Below are 15,531 nucleotides of genomic sequence, written 5' to 3'. Positions count from 1 at the left end.
ATGAAACGCGCGCCACGTATCGCCATCATCCTCGTCATCGTCGCGGGGGCATTCGCCAGCAGGCAGCTCATGCGAAAGCCGGTTGTCGATGAGACTGACAAGCCCGTCGCCGCCATTCCTGCCGCTACGCGGCCGGCCCCACCGCGCGTATGGAAGCTCGGCTCGCTCGAGCTGCGACCCTGCGAGCTCGCCCAACCGCATTCGGGAACATCGGTGGCGGCATGGTGTGCGCCGTTCGAGGTACCGGAAGATCGTGGGCATCCGGAAGGTCGCAAGCTGGCGATGCGCCTGGCTGTGATCCGTAGCAGCGCACAGGTACCCGCAGAGGACATGGTCGCCTTTATCGCAGGCGGTCCTGGTCAGTCGGCGGCGGAAAGTTATCCCGCGATCGCACCGGCCATGGCGCCGTTACTGGCGCATCGCAACGTGCTCCTGCTCGACCAGCGAGGTACGGGCGCCTCACACCCGCTGAGCTGCCGCGATGAAGATGAGCCCGCCGTGCCGGGCGGCGGCGCTATAGCGCATGGGTTCGACCCCGAGGCCGTGCGCAAGGAAACCCGTCAGTGCCTCGACCAGCTCTCGCCGGATGCGGACGTTCGCTTCTACACGACGACGGACGCGGTAGCCGACCTGGAAGACGCACGCCGCGCCCTCGGCTCGCCGAAGTTCGACCTGCTCGGCGTGTCCTACGGCACGCGCGTGGCCCAGCAGTATGCGATGCGCCACCCCGAGGGGCTGCGCACACTGATCCTCGATGGCATTGCGCCCAACCAGCTCGTGCTTGGTGAGGACTTCGCGGTGAACCTGGACGCCGCGTTGAAAGCGCAGTTCGCGCGTTGCGAAGCGGACAACGCGTGCCGCGCACGCTTCAGCGATCCCTATCAGACCCTGTTCCAGCTTCGCGACGCACTTCGCGCCAATCCGCACAAGGTCAGCTTCCGTGATCCGCAGAACTACGCCTCCGTGCAGCGTGTGCTGAGCGAACACGCACTCGCCACGGTCGTACGCATGTTCGCCTACTCGCCGGAAACCGCTGCACTGTTGCCGTTGTCGATCGACGCGGCCGCACACGGCGACGTGGGCCCGCTCCTCGGCCAGGCCAAGCTGCTTACAGGTGACCTGGGCGACACGATGGACGGCGGCATGCAGTATTCGGTGATCTGTTCGGAAGACGCCGACCTGTTGACATCTCGTCCGCAGGACAAGGACACGATTCTTGGCGACGCCATGATCGAAGCCTTCCGCGCCGCATGTTCCGTGTGGCCACACGGCAAGCGACCGGCAGACTTCCACGAGCCGTTGAAAAGCCAGGTGCCCTCGTTGCTCATGTCGGGCGAGTTCGACCCGGTCACGCCACCGCGCTACGGCGAGCAGGTTCTCCAGGGTCTGCCAAACGGACGCCACTTCGTGCTGAAGGGGCAGGGTCATAACGTCGTCGGCCGCGGCTGCATGCCGCGTCTCCTCGACCAGTTTATCGACACCGCCAACGCGAAGTCGCTCGACGCACGCTGTCTGGATCGCCTCGCGCCGCTGCCGGTGTTCGTCGGATTCAACGGAGCCACGCCATGATCGAAGTCAGGGACCTGTACAAGGCCTTCGGCGAGGTGCGCGCCGTCAACGGCGTGAGCTTCACTGCGCGCGATGGCGAAATCACCGGCCTGCTCGGACCGAACGGCGCCGGCAAGACCACCACGCTGCGCATGCTCTACACCTTGATGAAGCCCGACGCCGGGCAGGTGCTGGTCGATGGCGTGGATGCCTATACGGACGCGCTGGCAGTACGCCGTCGGCTCGGCGTGTTGCCGGACGCGCGCGGTCTGTATAAGCGCCTCACTGCCGCCGAGAACATCGACTATTTCGGGCAACTGCACGGCATGGAGCCCGCCTTGCTGGCGCGTCGCCGCGAAGCCCTGATCGACGGCCTGGACATGCGGGACATCGCCACGCGCCGCACCGAGGGATTCTCGCAAGGCCAGCGTGTGAAGACGGCCATCGCCCGCGCCCTCGTCCACGATCCGCGCAACGTATTGCTCGACGAGCCAACGAATGGCCTGGATGTCATGGCTACGCGTGCCATGCGTCGCTTCATGCGGCAGCTGAAGGACGAAGGTCGGTGCGTGCTTTTTTCCAGTCACATCATGCAGGAGGTGGCCGCGCTGTGCGATCGCATCGTGGTGATCGCCCATGGTCGCGTGGTTGCCGATGAAACGCCTGCCGCCCTGCTGGCGCAGACGGGTGAAAGCAGCCTGGAGGATGCTTTCGTGAAGATCATCGGCACCGACGAGGGCCTCGCCGCATGAGCGCGTTCACCGCCGTCTACTGGAAAGAAGTCCGCGAGAACCTGCGTGACCGCCGCACGCTCATCAATGCACTGGTGACCGGGCCACTGCTCGGGCCGGTGATGTTCATCATGCTGATGAACGTCACGATCAACCGGGAGATCGCCAAGGCCGATCGCCCCATCGCCGTGCCGGTGATCGGCGCGGAGCTGGCACCGAACCTGGTCGCTGCATTGAAGAGTGCAGGCATCGATGCCCAGCCCGCACTGCACGATCCCGAGAACGCCGTACGCGAGCAGCGCACGGACATCGTCGTGCGCATCTCACCCGATTACGCGAAAGCCTGGAACAAGGGCCAGACCGTGCAGGTGGAACTGATCTACGACTCGTCGCGACGCGATGCATCGACGCCGGTGATGCGCGTTCGCAGTGTCGTCGAGAGCTACGGTCGCCGCGAAGGTGCCATGCGGCTGATCGCGCGAGGTCTGTCGCCCACCACCGCATGGCCGGTACAGGTGGCTGATCGCGACCAGGCGACCTCGCAGTCACGCTCGGGCCTGATGTTCTCGTTCCTGCCGTATTTCTTCGTGCTCACCGTCTTCCTCGGTGGGATGTACCTCGCCATCGACCTCACCGCGGGCGAGCGCGAGCGGCAGTCGCTGGAACCACTTTTCGTCAATCCGGTGGCGCGCTGGAAGATCCTCGCCGGCAAGCTCGCCGCGATCTGCACCTTCTCGCTGGTCAGCCTGCTGCTCACCGTGGGCGCCTTCATGACGGCGCCGTGGTTCATTCCCACGGAGAAGCTTGGCATCGCGCTGGACATCGGCTGGCGCTTCAGCGCCCAGGTCATCCTGCTGATGCTGCCGTTGATCCTGCTGCTGGCCGCGTTGCAGTCGCTGGTTTCCGCGTTTGCCAAGAGCTACCGCGAGGCGCAGACGTACCTGTCGATCCTGATGATCATCCCGATCCTGCCGAGCGTGCTGCTCTCGGTGATCCCGGTGCGCGCCGAGCCATGGATGTACGCCGTGCCGCTGCTCGGCCAGAACCTCGGCATCGTGCAACTGCTTCGTGGCGACGGCGTACCGGGCTGGCAGTTGGGCCTGTGCCTTGCCGGCGGCTTCGTCGCGGCGGTACTGGCGGTGTGGGGCACCGCCATGCTCTACCGCTCCGAGCGGCTCGCGATTTCCGGCTGATTCAGGCCGGCATCATCGCCAGGTCAGGTCAACGCCGACCAGGAAGCCACGCCCGGGCGCCGGCTCGTAATAGCGGCCATTGCCATCGTTGACGATCACCGAGCCGATCACATGCCGGTCGGCCAGGTTATCCACGCGGGCGAAGGTATTCACGCGCCACGGGCCCTGGTCGAACACGTAGCCGCCGGAAAGACCGAACAAGGCATAGCCCGGCGCCGACTCCGTGCCGAGATCGTTGACCGACGTCGCGCCCATCGTCTGGACGTCGAAGCTACCCTGCCAGCCACGATCACCGCCGTACTTCAGCGCTGCATAGCCGGTGGATCGCGGTGCGCCCGGAATGCGCGTTCCGGCCGGCACCGGCGTGTCAGGAGCGGCACAGCCAGTCGAGACGCAGGTGAGGAAGGGTGTGCGGAAGCTGGCCTGCAGATGCGTGTACGACGCGACGAAGCGCAGGTCGCGTGCGAGTTCGGTACTGAACGACGCCTCGATACCCTGCCGGCGCGACCGCGCGATGTTCTGGTAGGTCGTGCGTCCACCGACATTGGTGGCGACCGCCAACTCGTTGTCGCTGTCCGCACGGAACAGGGCGATACCCGCCTGGGTCTTGTCGGAGGGCTGCAGCTTGATGCCGACCTCTTCGTTGTGCGAACGCGACGGTTGCAGGTTGAAGGCCAGCCCCGGTCCGTTGTCGGCGCGGTAGCCGATCTCGGAGAAGGTCGGCGTCTCGAAGCCGCGCCCCCAGTTGGCGTAGACATGTGCCCACGACGCAGCGCGCCACAGCACGCCGAAAACAGGCGTCGTGGCGCTGTATGACTGTGTGCCGCTGTCGTCGGGATTCCCGGCCACGATGTAACGGTCGGTCGAGCTGAAGTGCACGTCGCTGTGTCGCACGCCGCCCATCAGGGTCCAGTCGTCGGCGACGCGCCAGGTCGCCTGGGCGTACTGGTCGAAGTCGAATACGCGATCAATCTCGTCGCGGCGCAGGTCGCCACGCACGCCGAGCGTGTTGCCTTCAAAGTTGTTGTAACCCATGCGGTGCTGGTGCTGGTTGTCGTAAGCGACGCCGGTGGCGATCTCGAACGGACGGCCCGCGAGCGTGTTGCTCCACGTCCAGCGCGCGTCCCCGCCGCCGTACTGGCTGGTCAGGTCGACCACGCCGCCGGAGTTGCCCGGCTGGGAGACCTGGGTGGCCTTGGGAATGGAAAGGTACTGCGTGATGTCGCGCTGGCCGTAGTAGGTCATCACGCGCAGGCTGTTCGAATCGTCGATGCGCTGGTCGTAGATCAGGCCGGCCTGCTGCTGGTTGGCTGATTTACGGGTATCGAACGTGTCTGCCACCGCGGCGACCTGCCGGGGATTGGCCTGGTACTGCGCCCGGGTCAATCCCAGCGGGTCCTGCGCACCCGGTATGTCGACCGCGTTGAGCACGAGCGTCAGCTTGCGATCGTCGTCGATCTTCCAGCCGAGCTTGGCATTGCCCGACTCGCGCCGGGCAGCGCTATGGTCGCGGTAGCCGCTGGTACGGAAGTGGCTGAGGTCCACGTTGTAATCGACCGGCCCCTCGACGCCGCGCGCGTTGATCGAGGTGCGGAAGTTGCCGTTGCTGCCACCGGCGACACCGAAGCGCAGTTCCGGCGGCTCGGTGCCATCGGCGGTGAACAACTGCACCACACCGCCCGAGGCATTGCCATACAGCGCGGAGAACGGGCCACGCAGGACTTCGACACGCTCGGCCGAGTCGAGGTTGAAATGCGACACCTGGCCCTGGCCGTCCGGCATCGTCGCCGGGATGCCGTCGGTGTAGAGGCGAATTCCGCGGATGCCGAAGGTCGAGCGCGCGCCGAATCCGCGGATGGAGATCTGTTCGTCCTGCGCGTAGTTCTGCCGGTCGCGCGCGACGATCCCGGGAATCGTCTGCAGCCGCTCGGACAGGTTCACGTCGAGACTGCCGTCCGGCGGCGTGGCCACCACGTCGATCGCCGCGGGAATGTCATACGGCGTCTGCGCGGTACGCGTTGCAGTGACGACCACGGGGGCGAGCTTCGGCGCGTCCTGCGCGGCGACACCGCCGGCCAGCGCAAGGAGAACGGCGCCAGCAAGGGGGCGAAGATGGGGGGATGTCATGCGGGGACCCTGCGGGAGATACGGCAATGATGCTGAAGAGAGTGTATGCGTTATCTCAAAACGGGGACCCGAACTGATCCGCGCCCTTCCTGTGGGAGCCGATTCATCGGCGATCCCGCAGCAGCGGGCCAACCTGCCGCAAGAACCCATCGCCGCTGAAGCGGCTCCCACAAGGGCATGCTAGCCTTCCCGACCACATCCCCCATACCCCGGTGACGCCATGAAGAAGCTCGCTTTCGCCTGTGCAGGACTGCTCGGTCTGACCGCCTCCTTTGCTTCCGTGGCTGCCACCGGCGCGGACCAGCCCGCGCAGGCCACGCCGCCGGCCAGCGCCAGCCAGCTCACGGCGTCGCAGCTGGACAAAGCCATCGCGGGCAGCTGGCGCTCGCCCGAGAACAAGGCGCGCGATCAGTACCGCCACCCGAAGGAAATGCTCACCTTCTTCGGCATCCGTCCGGACATGACCGTGATCGAGATCTGGCCGTCGGGTGGCTGGTTCACCGAGATCCTCGCGCCGTTCCTGCATGACAACGGCCACTACATCGGCGTGATTGAAAATGGCTCGAAGGGCATGGCCGCGCTGACGAAGAAGTTCTCCTTCGCCCCGGCGCAGTACGGCAATGCCAAGCTCGTCGAGGTCAACCACAAGGCGCCGGTGCTTGGTCCGCCGAACTCGGCCGACATGGTGCTGACCTTCCGCAACGTCCACAACTGGGCTGCGGACGGCACCGCCGAGGTGATGTTCAAGTCGTTCTTTACCGTGCTCAAGCCCGGCGGCGTGCTGGGTGTGGAAGATCACCGCGCCGACGCTGGCAAGAAGCTCGACGACGTCGTCAACTCCGGCTACCTGCCGACCGACTACGTGATCAAGCTGGCGACCGACGCAGGTTTCAAGCTCGATGCACAGAGCGAGATCAACGCCAATCCGAAGGACGACCACAACCATCCGAAGGGTGTGTGGACCCTGCCGCCGAGCTACGACATGGGCGCGACGGACAAGGCGAAGTGGCAGGCCATCGGCGAGTCGGACCGCATGACGCTCCGCTTCGTGAAGCCCGCCACCGCGAAGTAACGTGCTGGTCGCACTGAACAAGCCCTTCGGTGTGCTCTGCCAGTTCACCGACGAAGCCGGCCGGCGCACGCTGGCCGACTTCGTCACGCAGAAGGGTGTCTACGCGGCGGGGCGGCTCGACCATGACAGCGAAGGCCTGCTCCTGCTGACCGACGACGGCAAGCTGCAGCATCGCCTTGCCGATCCGAAGCACAAGCAACCGAAGACGTATGTGGTGCAGGTGGAGGGCGTCCTGACGGAGGAAGCCCTCGACAGTCTGCGTCGCGGCGTGACGCTCAACGACGGCCTGACGCTTCCTGCAGGCGTGGACGCGATCGACCCGCCCGAATGGCTATGGCCACGCGATCCACCCGTGCGGTTTCGCAAGACGGTGCCGGACAGCTGGTTGCGCATCGTGCTGCGCGAGGGGCGCAATCGCCAGGTGCGGCGCATGACGGCGGCCGTTGGCCTGCCGACGCTGCGGCTGATTCGCGAGGCGGTAGGTAGCTATCGCCTGGATGGGCTAGGCTCAGGCCAGGTACGCGTCATAGACGCCACACCCGCCCGGTAGCAGCCGATTCATCGGCGAACGAGTGCTTGCCTCAACCTGCCCGCTGCCGCGGGATCGCCGATGAATCGGCTCCTGCCAGGCAGGGAAACGCGAGCCGGCAGGTGACGGCGTTTGTCGACGTCACTGCCCCAAACGAAGCTGAAGAAGTATCGCGCGATCTTCGATCTCGTATTCGCCATGACGACCCGTCGGCGCGACAAGGTCGAGCCGCATAAGGCGCTTCAATGCGGTTTGAATTTTGGTCGTGGTTATTTTTTCTTCTGCATCCATCTGTGCACCGAGTGCTTCGACGGATTCGACGCTATAAAGCGATGAATGGCCGGGTTGCGCGAGTAACCGCATCAATGCGAGCTCCAATGGCCGCAGTTCCTCCAGCAGGACCGCCGCCCCCGCCTCCTGGTGTGATTGCAGCCACTTTGACATCGCCCCTTCAACGTCGCCGTTTCCTGCGATCAGGAGATGCAGGATCACTTCGTTCATGAACTCCGGCGTTCTGCCGAGATGTTCAAACGCGCGGGTCAGCGACGACTTATCGACGGCAGCTTTTGTTCGCTCGGAAAGAAAGACGAGGCGATCTTCGATGAAATCGTCGCCGAGTTCGGGTAGCTGCACAGGCATCGCTGAAGCAAACAACGGCGCCTTCTGTTGCCGGAACATGCTGTTGAGGCCGTCGCGCGAGGAGCCCGTGTAGAACACCAGCAGGCGTCCGCGTAGCTTCTGAATGACGGTGCGAAGAGCAGCTACGAAGTCCTCGCGCTTGACTCCCGCTAGCGCTTGCGCCTCATCGAGCACCAACAAGGTGACGCCTTTCTCACTCAGCGCGCACAAAGCCGTATCCAGCCGGTTCTCGAGAACCGGATCCGGCGCGAATCGGATGGGTTCGAGCGTGGACTCAAGCTCGGCGGCGCCCGCGCTGGCTTTTGCGCGAAGTTCCTTGAATCTCATTCGTCGACGCCACCCGCTCTGTCGCTTCTCGAGAAAGCTTTCCAGGCCTTCGACTAACGCAAGTTCCGGCTCGCCTCTTCTTCGCCATAGATCCACGTAAAGGGTCTGCCACCCGAGTTCGTGGGCAGCAGGCATCAACTCGTGTCTGACAAAGGAGGTCTTGCCTTGACGTCGCGGCGCGAAAAGCGTGACGCCCTGCTTGAGGCCGCTGGTGAGGATCTGAAAGACCTCTTCCACGAGGCCGTGGCGAGGAAAGTAGGGCAGGTCGAACGAGGCTGCCACAGTAGTTATCCATAATTATGCAAGTCGCCATAATTATGGATAACTAAATTAAATTCAATAGTGTTAGCGACTTACCACTCGGCGACCGAGCCATCCGGATGCCGCCACAGCGGGTTCCGCCAGTCGGCGACTTCGCGGCTGCGCTCGATCACGAGCTCCTCGTTCACCTCGATACCCAGCCCGGGCCCGGTGAACGGCTTCGCGTAACCGCCGTCGTCGAGCTTGAGGGCGTCCTTGTTGAGCACGTAGTCGAGGACTTCGCCGCCCTTGTTGTAGTGGATGCCCATGCTCTGTTCCTGCAGCGTGGCGTTCCAGCTGACGAAGTCGACATGCAGGCAGGCAGCCAGTGCGATCGGACCCAGCGGGCAATGCGGCGCGAGGGCCACGTCATACGCCTCGGCCATCGCGGCGATCTTCACGCATTCGGTGATGCCGCCGGCGTGCGAGAGATCGGGCTGAAGGATGGAGATGCCACCGCGCTCGAGCACGTGCTTGAACTCGTAGCGCGAATACATGCGTTCGCCCGCGGCGATCGGAATCGAGGTCTGCTCGGCGATCCGCGGGTAGTATTCCGCCTGCTCGGCCAGCACCGGCTCTTCGATGAACAGCGGACGGAACGGCTCCAGTTCCTTCACCAGCACCTTGGCCATCGGCGCCGAGACGCGACCGTGGAAGTCCAGGCCGAACTCGATCGTGTTACCGAACGCCTCCCGGATTTCCGCGACACGTGCGACGGCGGCATCGACGGCCTTGCTCGAGGCGATGATGCTCATCTCCTCGCAGCCGTTCATCTTGAAGGTGTCGAAGCCGTGTTCCATGCGCGCCCGGATCTGCGCGATGACATCGGCCGGCCGGTCACCGCCGACCCAACAATACGTCTTCATGCGATCGCGCACGCGACCACCAAGCAACTCGAACACCGGCGCGTTCAGCACCTTGCCCTTGATGTCCCACAATGCCTGGTCGATACCGGCGATGGCGCTCATGAACACCGCGCCGCCGCGATAGAAACCGCCGCGGTACATAGCCTGCCAGAGGTCGTTGATGCGCGACGGATCCTTGCCGATGACGAACTCCGAAAGCTCCGACACGGCGGCTTCGACGGTGCGCGCGCGGCCTTCGACCACCGGTTCGCCCCAGCCGACGACGCCCTCGTCGGTTTCGACCTTGAGGAACATCCAGCGAGGCGGGACGCGGTAGGTGGTGAGCTTGGTGATCTTCATGGTCAGTTCGAGCGATAGGCTTTGACGAAGGCAGCAGCCTGCTCGCGGGTGCGCGAGACGGGCTGGCCCGGCTTGTAGAGGTCGCCGCCGAGCCCTGCGCCGATACAACCGGCATCGAGGAACTGGCCGAGGTTCTCGGGAGTGACTCCGCCAACGGCGAGGAGGGGCACGTCGGGCGGCAGGACCGCCCGGATTGCCTTGATGTACGAGGGGCCGAGGTTCGACGACGGGAATAGCTTGAGCGACTGCGCGCCGGCGGCGAGCGCGGCGAACGCTTCGCTCGGCGTCATGAAGCCGATCGCGGTGTACATTCCGCGGCGCCGCGCCTGGCGGATCACATCGGGGTCGGTGTTCGGGGTGACCATGAGCGTACCGCCGAGATCGGCGACCTGGTTGGCCAGGTCCGCGCTGAGCACCGTGCCGGCGCCGACGAGAGCGCGATCGCCCGCCCGGCGTACGGCCAGCGGGATGCTGGTCTGCCAGTCCGGCGAGTTGAGCGGGATCTCGATCGCGTCGAAACCCTCCTCCAGGAGGGCCTCGACGTGCTCGACGACATCCTCGGGCGTGATGCCACGCAGGATGGCGATGAGCGGTAGCGCGGTGGGCCAGGCCATATCAGTTCTCGTGGTAAAGCTGTGAGCGGCCGCCATCGATACGGATATCGGCGGCGTTGATGTAACGCGCCTCGTCGGAGGCGAGGAACAACGCAGTGTAAGCCACCTCTTGCGGTTCGCCGATCCGCTTGTTCGGCAGGATGTCCGTTTGGCGCTTCCGTTCCGCGACCGGATCGGCCGCGGCGGCGAAGCCAGCCTCGGCGATGGCGGTCAGGATAAGGCCCGGCGAGATGGAATTCACGCGGATGCCGCGTGCGGCGTACTCGATGCCCAGCGCCTTGGTCAGGCCGATCAGCCCATGCTTGGCGACGGGGTAGGGGAAACAGTGCGGGATGATCTTGTGGCCATGGACCGAGGCGATGTTGATGATGCTGCCGTGGCCGACCTCCAGCATGCCCGGCAGGACAGCCTTGGCGCAGTTCCAGGCGCCCTTGAGGTCGACCTCGAAGCAACGGGTCCACTCGTCGTCGGTCAGCGACAGCGGGTCGTTGAAGACGTTGATCCCCGCGTTGTTGACCAGGACATCGGGCGGGCCGAAGCGCTCGGTGGCCGCAGCCACCATGCGGTTGATCGCCGCCGGGTCGGTCACGTCGGCCTCGAACAGCATGGCGTCCTCGGTGTGGAGGTCGGCCAGCGTGGCACGGGCCTGTGCGTTGTCCTCGAGCACGTTGAGGACCACCTTCGCGCCATGGGCAGCGAAGAGCTTCGCCGTGGCTGCGCCGATGCCCTGGGTCGCGCCGGTGACGATGGCGATCTTGCCGGCAAGGCGCGGCAGCGGCGTGGTACGCGGATCGGCGTGTGTCGCGGTGGTCATGCGTGGGTTCCTTTCCCGTAGCGGGCCTCGGGCAGCCCGCGACCTCGCGCCGGCGTGCCAATGAAGATGGCGCCGTTCAGCGGCTCGGCGCTGACGACGGAAGCGTCCAGGCCCTTGCTGGCCGACGTGATGACGAGGCGGTCCAGCGCGGGGCCGACGAAGGCCAGGCAGCTCGGCTGGCGCGCCGGAAGCTCGATCGTAAGATCCACCCGTCCGTCAGGTGCGTAACGCAGCACGCGCGAGCCACCCCACTGGGTGTTCCAGACGTAGCCTTCGGCATCGACGGTCGAGCCATCGGGCTCGAGGCCCTTCTCCAGCTGGACGAACTCGCGGATGTGTTCCACCTCGCCGCTGGCGGCGTCATAGCGGCACGCCATGATCTTCGCCGTGGGCGAGTCGGTGAAGTACATCGTTTCACCGTCCGGGCTGAAGCAGATGCTGTTGGTGATCGCTGCCTTGGGCAGGGCGAGCCGCGCAAGCTTGCCTTCGCGCGAGTAGCGCCAGAACGACGCGACCTGTTCCGGGCCGCGCTCGTTGAGCGTGCCGAAGATCAGGTTGCCGCCGCGATCGCAGCGACCGTCGTTGGCGCGCGTGCCGGGAAGGTCCGGCTCGATATCCTCGAGCACCTGGATCGCGTCGGGCACGCGCGTGTCGAAGCGGGCCAGCTGCTTCTCCAGCGCCAGCAGCAGCACGCCGGGCTCGTCCGTCAGGGCGAAGCAGCAAAGACGCGCGGGAAGGGTGGTCTCGGTCACCGCGCCGGTGGTCGGGTCGTAGGCATAGAGGCGGGATGCCCCGATGTCGGTCCAGCGGACCACGCCCACCAGGTCGTCCCAGATCACGCCCTCGGCGTGCTCCTGTCGATGCGGGGATAGCGGATTGAAGGTGTCTGTTATCAGCGGGATTGCCTGCGGTTCTTGAGCTGGTCGACCAGCACCGCGATCAGCAGGATCGTGCCGCGGACCAGGTACTGGTAGAAGGCGTCGATGTTCATGAGACTCATCGCATTCTGCACAGTACCCATGATGAGAACGCCAACGAGCACGCCGCTGATGCTCGCCCGGCCGCCCATGAGGGACACGCCGCCCAGCACGCAGGCGGAAATGACGTTCAGCTCGAAGCCTTCGCCCGCATTCGGCTGCCCGCTGGTCATCCGGGACGCCAGGATGATGCCGGCGAGTGCCGCGACCAGACCCTGGATCAGGAAAATGGCGATACGCACGCGGTCGACCGAAACACCGGCGAGGCGTGCCGCGTCCGGATTGCCACCGATCGCGAGCGTGTTGCGGCCATAGATCGTCTTGTTGAGCAGGATGCCGAAGACCACGAAGCAGGCCACGGCGAACCACACCGGCACGGGCAGGCCGAACAGTTCGGCACTACCGAGGGTGAAGAAGGCTTCGCTGGTGACGCCGACCGCCTGCCCCTGCGAGGTGATGAATGCCAGGCCGCGGACGATCTCCATGGTCGCCAGCGTGGTGATCAGCGCATTGATATTCAGCTTGGCGATGACGACGCCGTTGACGAAGCCGATGAGTGCACCGGCCACCAGGCTGGCGGCGATGCCAAGCGCCACGCTGCCGGTGGCATTGGACACGATGGCGCAGCAGACGCCGGCGAAGGCCACGGTGGAGCCGACCGAAAGATCGAAATCACGTGAGGCCAGGCAGAACATCATGGTGCAGGAGACCATGCCGATCTGCGAGACCGACAGGGCGAGACCGACGATGTTGTCCCATGAGAAGAAGTACTGCACCGTGACGCTCAGCACGGCGAACAGCACGATGAAGATGCCGATCAGGCTGTAGTCGTCGACGATCTGCCAGAACAGGGCGCGATGACGCGCCTGGGGCGTTTCGGCGGGCTTCGCACCGATGGCGGCGGCGTTGGTCTCGGTCATGGCTCAGGTATTCCTTATCGGGGTGGCGCTGGCGCCTTCGGGAAGCGCGGCGGCGAGCACGTCCGCCTCGTTCGCCTCGTTACGGTGGAACTGCGCGGTGATCCGCCCACGGCACATCGTGACGACGCGGTCGGACACGCCGAGTACTTCGGGCAGTTCACTGGAAATCATCACGACGGCCACGCCACGGTCGGCGAGTTCGTAGAGGACGTTGTAAATCTCGTTCTTTGCGCCAACGTCGATGCCGCGGGTGGGCTCGTCGACAATCAGCACGCGCAGGTCTTTCTCCGCCAGCCAGCGCGACAGAACCGCCTTCTGCTGGTTGCCGCCCGAGAGCAGGCGGATCTCCTGTCGGCGATTGGGCGTGCGAATGCGCAGGCGATCGATATAGGTATCGGCGACTTTCGACTCGTTACGGTCGTTGACGAACAGGCCGGCGACGAGGTGGTTGCGCCGTGCGCTGATGTTGATGTTCTCCGACACGGAACGCACACCGATAATGCCGTCTTCCTTACGGTCTTCCGGGCAGAACACCAGGCCATGCTGAATCGAGTCGCGGATGTGCGAGGCCTTGATCGGCTCGCCGTCCACGTGCACGGCGCCCGCCGTGCGGCGGTCGGCACCGTAGATCACGCGCATGACTTCGCTGCGTCCCGCGCCGACGAGGCCGAAGAATCCGACGATCTCGCCGGCCTTCACCTCGAAACTCACCGGTGCCGGTACGGCACGTCCCGTCACGCCTTGCACCGCGAGGCGCACCTTGCCGTGTTCACGCGGACGGTAACCGAAGATATCGCTGATTTCGCGGCCGACCATGCGTTGCACGAGCTGGTCGCGAGTGACGCCTTCGAGCGTGTCGAAATCGGCCACCTTACGGCCGTCGCGAAAAATCGTTGCTGCGTCGCACAGCTCGAAGATCTCGTCCAGGCGGTGCGAGATGTAGATCATCGCCTTGCCCTGCGCACGCAGGTCGCGCACGAGGCGGAAGAGGACTTCGGTCTCGCGATGGGACAGGGAACTGGTCGGTTCGTCGAGGGCGAGGATCTTCGCGTCGCGAAGGATCGCCTTGACGATCTCGACCATCTGCCGCTGGCCGATCGAGAGATGCTTGAGTTTTGCACGTGGATCGAGATCCACGCCGAGCGCATCCAGGCGCTCGCGGGTCCAGGCAAGCGCCTTGCGGCGATCGACCAGGCCGAAACGCGTGGGCAAGCGGCCGATGAGCAGGTTCTCCATCACCGAAAGCTCCGGCACGTACTGGAGCTCCTGGTGGATGACCGCCACGCCGGAGGCGATGGCATCGGCTGCCTTGCGGAAGTGCTGCGCCTGGCCGTCGATCGCCACCTCGCCCTCGTCGGGGATGTATTCCCCGCCCAGGATTTTCATCATCGTGGACTTGCCTGCTCCGTTTTCACCGAGCAGGCCGTGCACGCTACCGGCGCGCACGGCGAAGCTGACATCACCGAGCGCACGCACGCCCGGAAAGGTCTTCCCGATATGCCGGAATTCCAGGCGTGGTGCGTCGGTCATCGTCAAAGACCCATTTCCTTACGTACTTCGGCGACATTGGCGCGGGTAGTGAGCATGCCGGTGGTCAGGGTGAGCGGCGGCGGTGCCTTGCCGTCCTTGATCCAGGCATACATGTTCAGCGAGGTCTCGTAGCCGTGACGCTTCGGGCTGATCAGCATGCTGCCGAAGAAGCCGGTCGGCTGGGCCTTGGCGAACTCGTTGAGCGCCGACTTGCTGCCGCCGATACCCACGCCGATCATGTTGTCCGCGAGGAATTTGCGGGCTTCCGCGGCGCGCACGGCGCCGAGCACGGCTTCATCGTTGAGGCCGAAGGCAACCCAGTGCTTGAACTTCGGGTTCTGTGTGATCGCGATGTTCGCCGCGTTGAAGGCGTTCTCGGTATCGGTCTTCGCTTCCGGCGCGTTGATCACGTTGGCCTTGGGAAAGCCTGCCGCGGTGAGCGCAGCGACGGCGCCGTCCGTACGATCCTTGGCGGTGGGCAGCTGGTCGTAGGAGATGCGCAGCGCGCCGGTCTCTTCCGGCTTCCAGCCACGCTTCTTCATTTCGTCGGCGATCGCCTGGCCGACCTGCTCACCGATCTTGCTCGCGGAGATACCCATGTGCGGCACCGACTCGATCGGCTTGCCCGAGCCGTCAATCAGACGGTCGTCGACGGTCATCAGCTTGAGGTTGTCGATCTTGGCCTTGGCCACGATCGAGGGACCAAGCTTCACGTCCGGTGTGCAGATGATGAAACCCTGCGCGTGCTGGGACTTCAGGTTGTCGATGGCGGTGAGCACCGTGCCACCGTCCGGCGCGGCGATCTTGACCAGGGTGAAGCCCTTTTCCTTGGCAGCCTGCTCGGCGTACTTCCATTCGTCCTGGAACCAGGGTTCCTCGGCCTGTTTGACCACGAAACCGATCTTGACCGGCTCGTCGGCCGCGAAGGTCGGTGCGGAGACCATGGCCAGTGCCACGGCCAGGGCGCTTAGGCCCAGGGCAATCTTCGTCTTCATGCGTTCCCTC

At 64.9% G+C, this 15,531-nt stretch carries 14 protein-coding genes; 5 read left to right on the top strand and 9 right to left on the bottom strand.

Translation table 11 applies throughout. From position 1 onward, the window contains the following. The 3 genes from ACVWWJ_RS21460 to ACVWWJ_RS21450 are packed head-to-tail and all read left to right on the top strand — an operon-like array spanning position 1 to position 3,472. Positions 1–1,569, top strand: coding sequence for an alpha/beta hydrolase (locus tag ACVWWJ_RS21460; protein ID WP_456969404.1), 1,569 nt, complete (start codon positions 1–3; stop codon positions 1,567–1,569). Further along, positions 1,566–2,300: an ATP-binding cassette domain-containing protein gene (locus ACVWWJ_RS21455; RefSeq protein ID WP_159889478.1), complete on the top strand. Its 735-nt coding sequence runs from the start codon at positions 1,566–1,568 to the stop codon at positions 2,298–2,300. Before ACVWWJ_RS21460 ends, ACVWWJ_RS21455 begins: the two co-directional genes overlap by 4 nt. Next, entirely contained in the window at positions 2,297–3,472 is a 1,176-nt protein-coding gene (locus tag ACVWWJ_RS21450) for an ABC transporter permease (protein WP_159889476.1), read from the top strand. The genes ACVWWJ_RS21455 and ACVWWJ_RS21450 overlap by 4 nt, the downstream gene beginning before the upstream one ends. Positions 3,473–3,484: 12 nt before the next feature. Here ACVWWJ_RS21450 and ACVWWJ_RS21445 read toward each other — a convergent pair whose 3' ends face one another. Then, positions 3,485–5,599 (bottom strand): TonB-dependent receptor family protein, encoded by a 2,115-nt coding sequence (locus tag ACVWWJ_RS21445; protein WP_456969403.1) that lies wholly within the window; start codon positions 5,597–5,599, stop codon positions 3,485–3,487. 220 nt (positions 5,600–5,819) lie between these two features. Here ACVWWJ_RS21445 and ACVWWJ_RS21440 point away from each other — a divergent pair, with 220 nt between their 5' ends. Beyond that, positions 5,820–6,671 (top strand): class I SAM-dependent methyltransferase, encoded by an 852-nt coding sequence (locus ACVWWJ_RS21440; protein ID WP_159889472.1) that lies wholly within the window; start codon positions 5,820–5,822, stop codon positions 6,669–6,671. A 1-nt stretch (position 6,672) separates the two neighbouring features. Next, the gene (locus tag ACVWWJ_RS21435) at positions 6,673–7,221 is read left to right on the top strand and encodes a pseudouridine synthase (protein WP_456969402.1); all 549 of its coding nucleotides are present in this window, start codon (positions 6,673–6,675) and stop codon (positions 7,219–7,221) included. Between the two features lie 120 nt (positions 7,222–7,341). On the opposite strand, the gene ACVWWJ_RS21430 is transcribed toward ACVWWJ_RS21435, so the two are convergent. From ACVWWJ_RS21430 to ACVWWJ_RS21395, 8 genes are all read right to left on the bottom strand, one after another. After that, complete coding sequence (locus ACVWWJ_RS21430; protein ID WP_456969401.1) at positions 7,342–8,448, bottom strand: hypothetical protein; 1,107 nt, start codon at positions 8,446–8,448, stop codon at positions 7,342–7,344. 71 nt (positions 8,449–8,519) lie between these two features. Then, the gene (dgoD, locus tag ACVWWJ_RS21425) at positions 8,520–9,671 is read right to left on the bottom strand and encodes a galactonate dehydratase (protein ID WP_159889466.1); all 1,152 of its coding nucleotides are present in this window, start codon (positions 9,669–9,671) and stop codon (positions 8,520–8,522) included. 2 nt (positions 9,672–9,673) lie between these two features. Further along, positions 9,674–10,285 (bottom strand): 2-dehydro-3-deoxy-6-phosphogalactonate aldolase, encoded by a 612-nt coding sequence (locus ACVWWJ_RS21420; protein WP_456969400.1) that lies wholly within the window; start codon positions 10,283–10,285, stop codon positions 9,674–9,676. A 1-nt stretch (position 10,286) separates the two neighbouring features. Then, on the bottom strand, positions 10,287–11,099 hold the full coding sequence (locus ACVWWJ_RS21415; protein WP_456969399.1) for an SDR family oxidoreductase: 813 nt from the start codon (positions 11,097–11,099) through the stop codon (positions 10,287–10,289). After that, positions 11,096–11,938: an SMP-30/gluconolactonase/LRE family protein gene (locus ACVWWJ_RS21410; protein WP_456969398.1), complete on the bottom strand. Its 843-nt coding sequence runs from the start codon at positions 11,936–11,938 to the stop codon at positions 11,096–11,098. The genes ACVWWJ_RS21415 and ACVWWJ_RS21410 overlap by 4 nt, the downstream gene beginning before the upstream one ends. A 53-nt stretch (positions 11,939–11,991) precedes the next feature. Beyond that, complete coding sequence (araH, locus tag ACVWWJ_RS21405; RefSeq protein WP_159889458.1) at positions 11,992–12,996, bottom strand: L-arabinose ABC transporter permease AraH; 1,005 nt, start codon at positions 12,994–12,996, stop codon at positions 11,992–11,994. Between the two features lie 3 nt (positions 12,997–12,999). After that, complete coding sequence (araG, locus tag ACVWWJ_RS21400; protein ID WP_456969397.1) at positions 13,000–14,526, bottom strand: L-arabinose ABC transporter ATP-binding protein AraG; 1,527 nt, start codon at positions 14,524–14,526, stop codon at positions 13,000–13,002. Between the two features lie 2 nt (positions 14,527–14,528). Next, entirely contained in the window at positions 14,529–15,521 is a 993-nt protein-coding gene (locus ACVWWJ_RS21395; RefSeq protein ID WP_456969396.1) for an arabinose ABC transporter substrate-binding protein, read from the bottom strand. Positions 15,522–15,531: the final 10 nt, after the last annotated feature.

This window comes from Luteibacter sp. HA06 (assembly GCF_054061215.1).
This window is presented reverse-complemented; position numbering and strand designations above follow the sequence as displayed.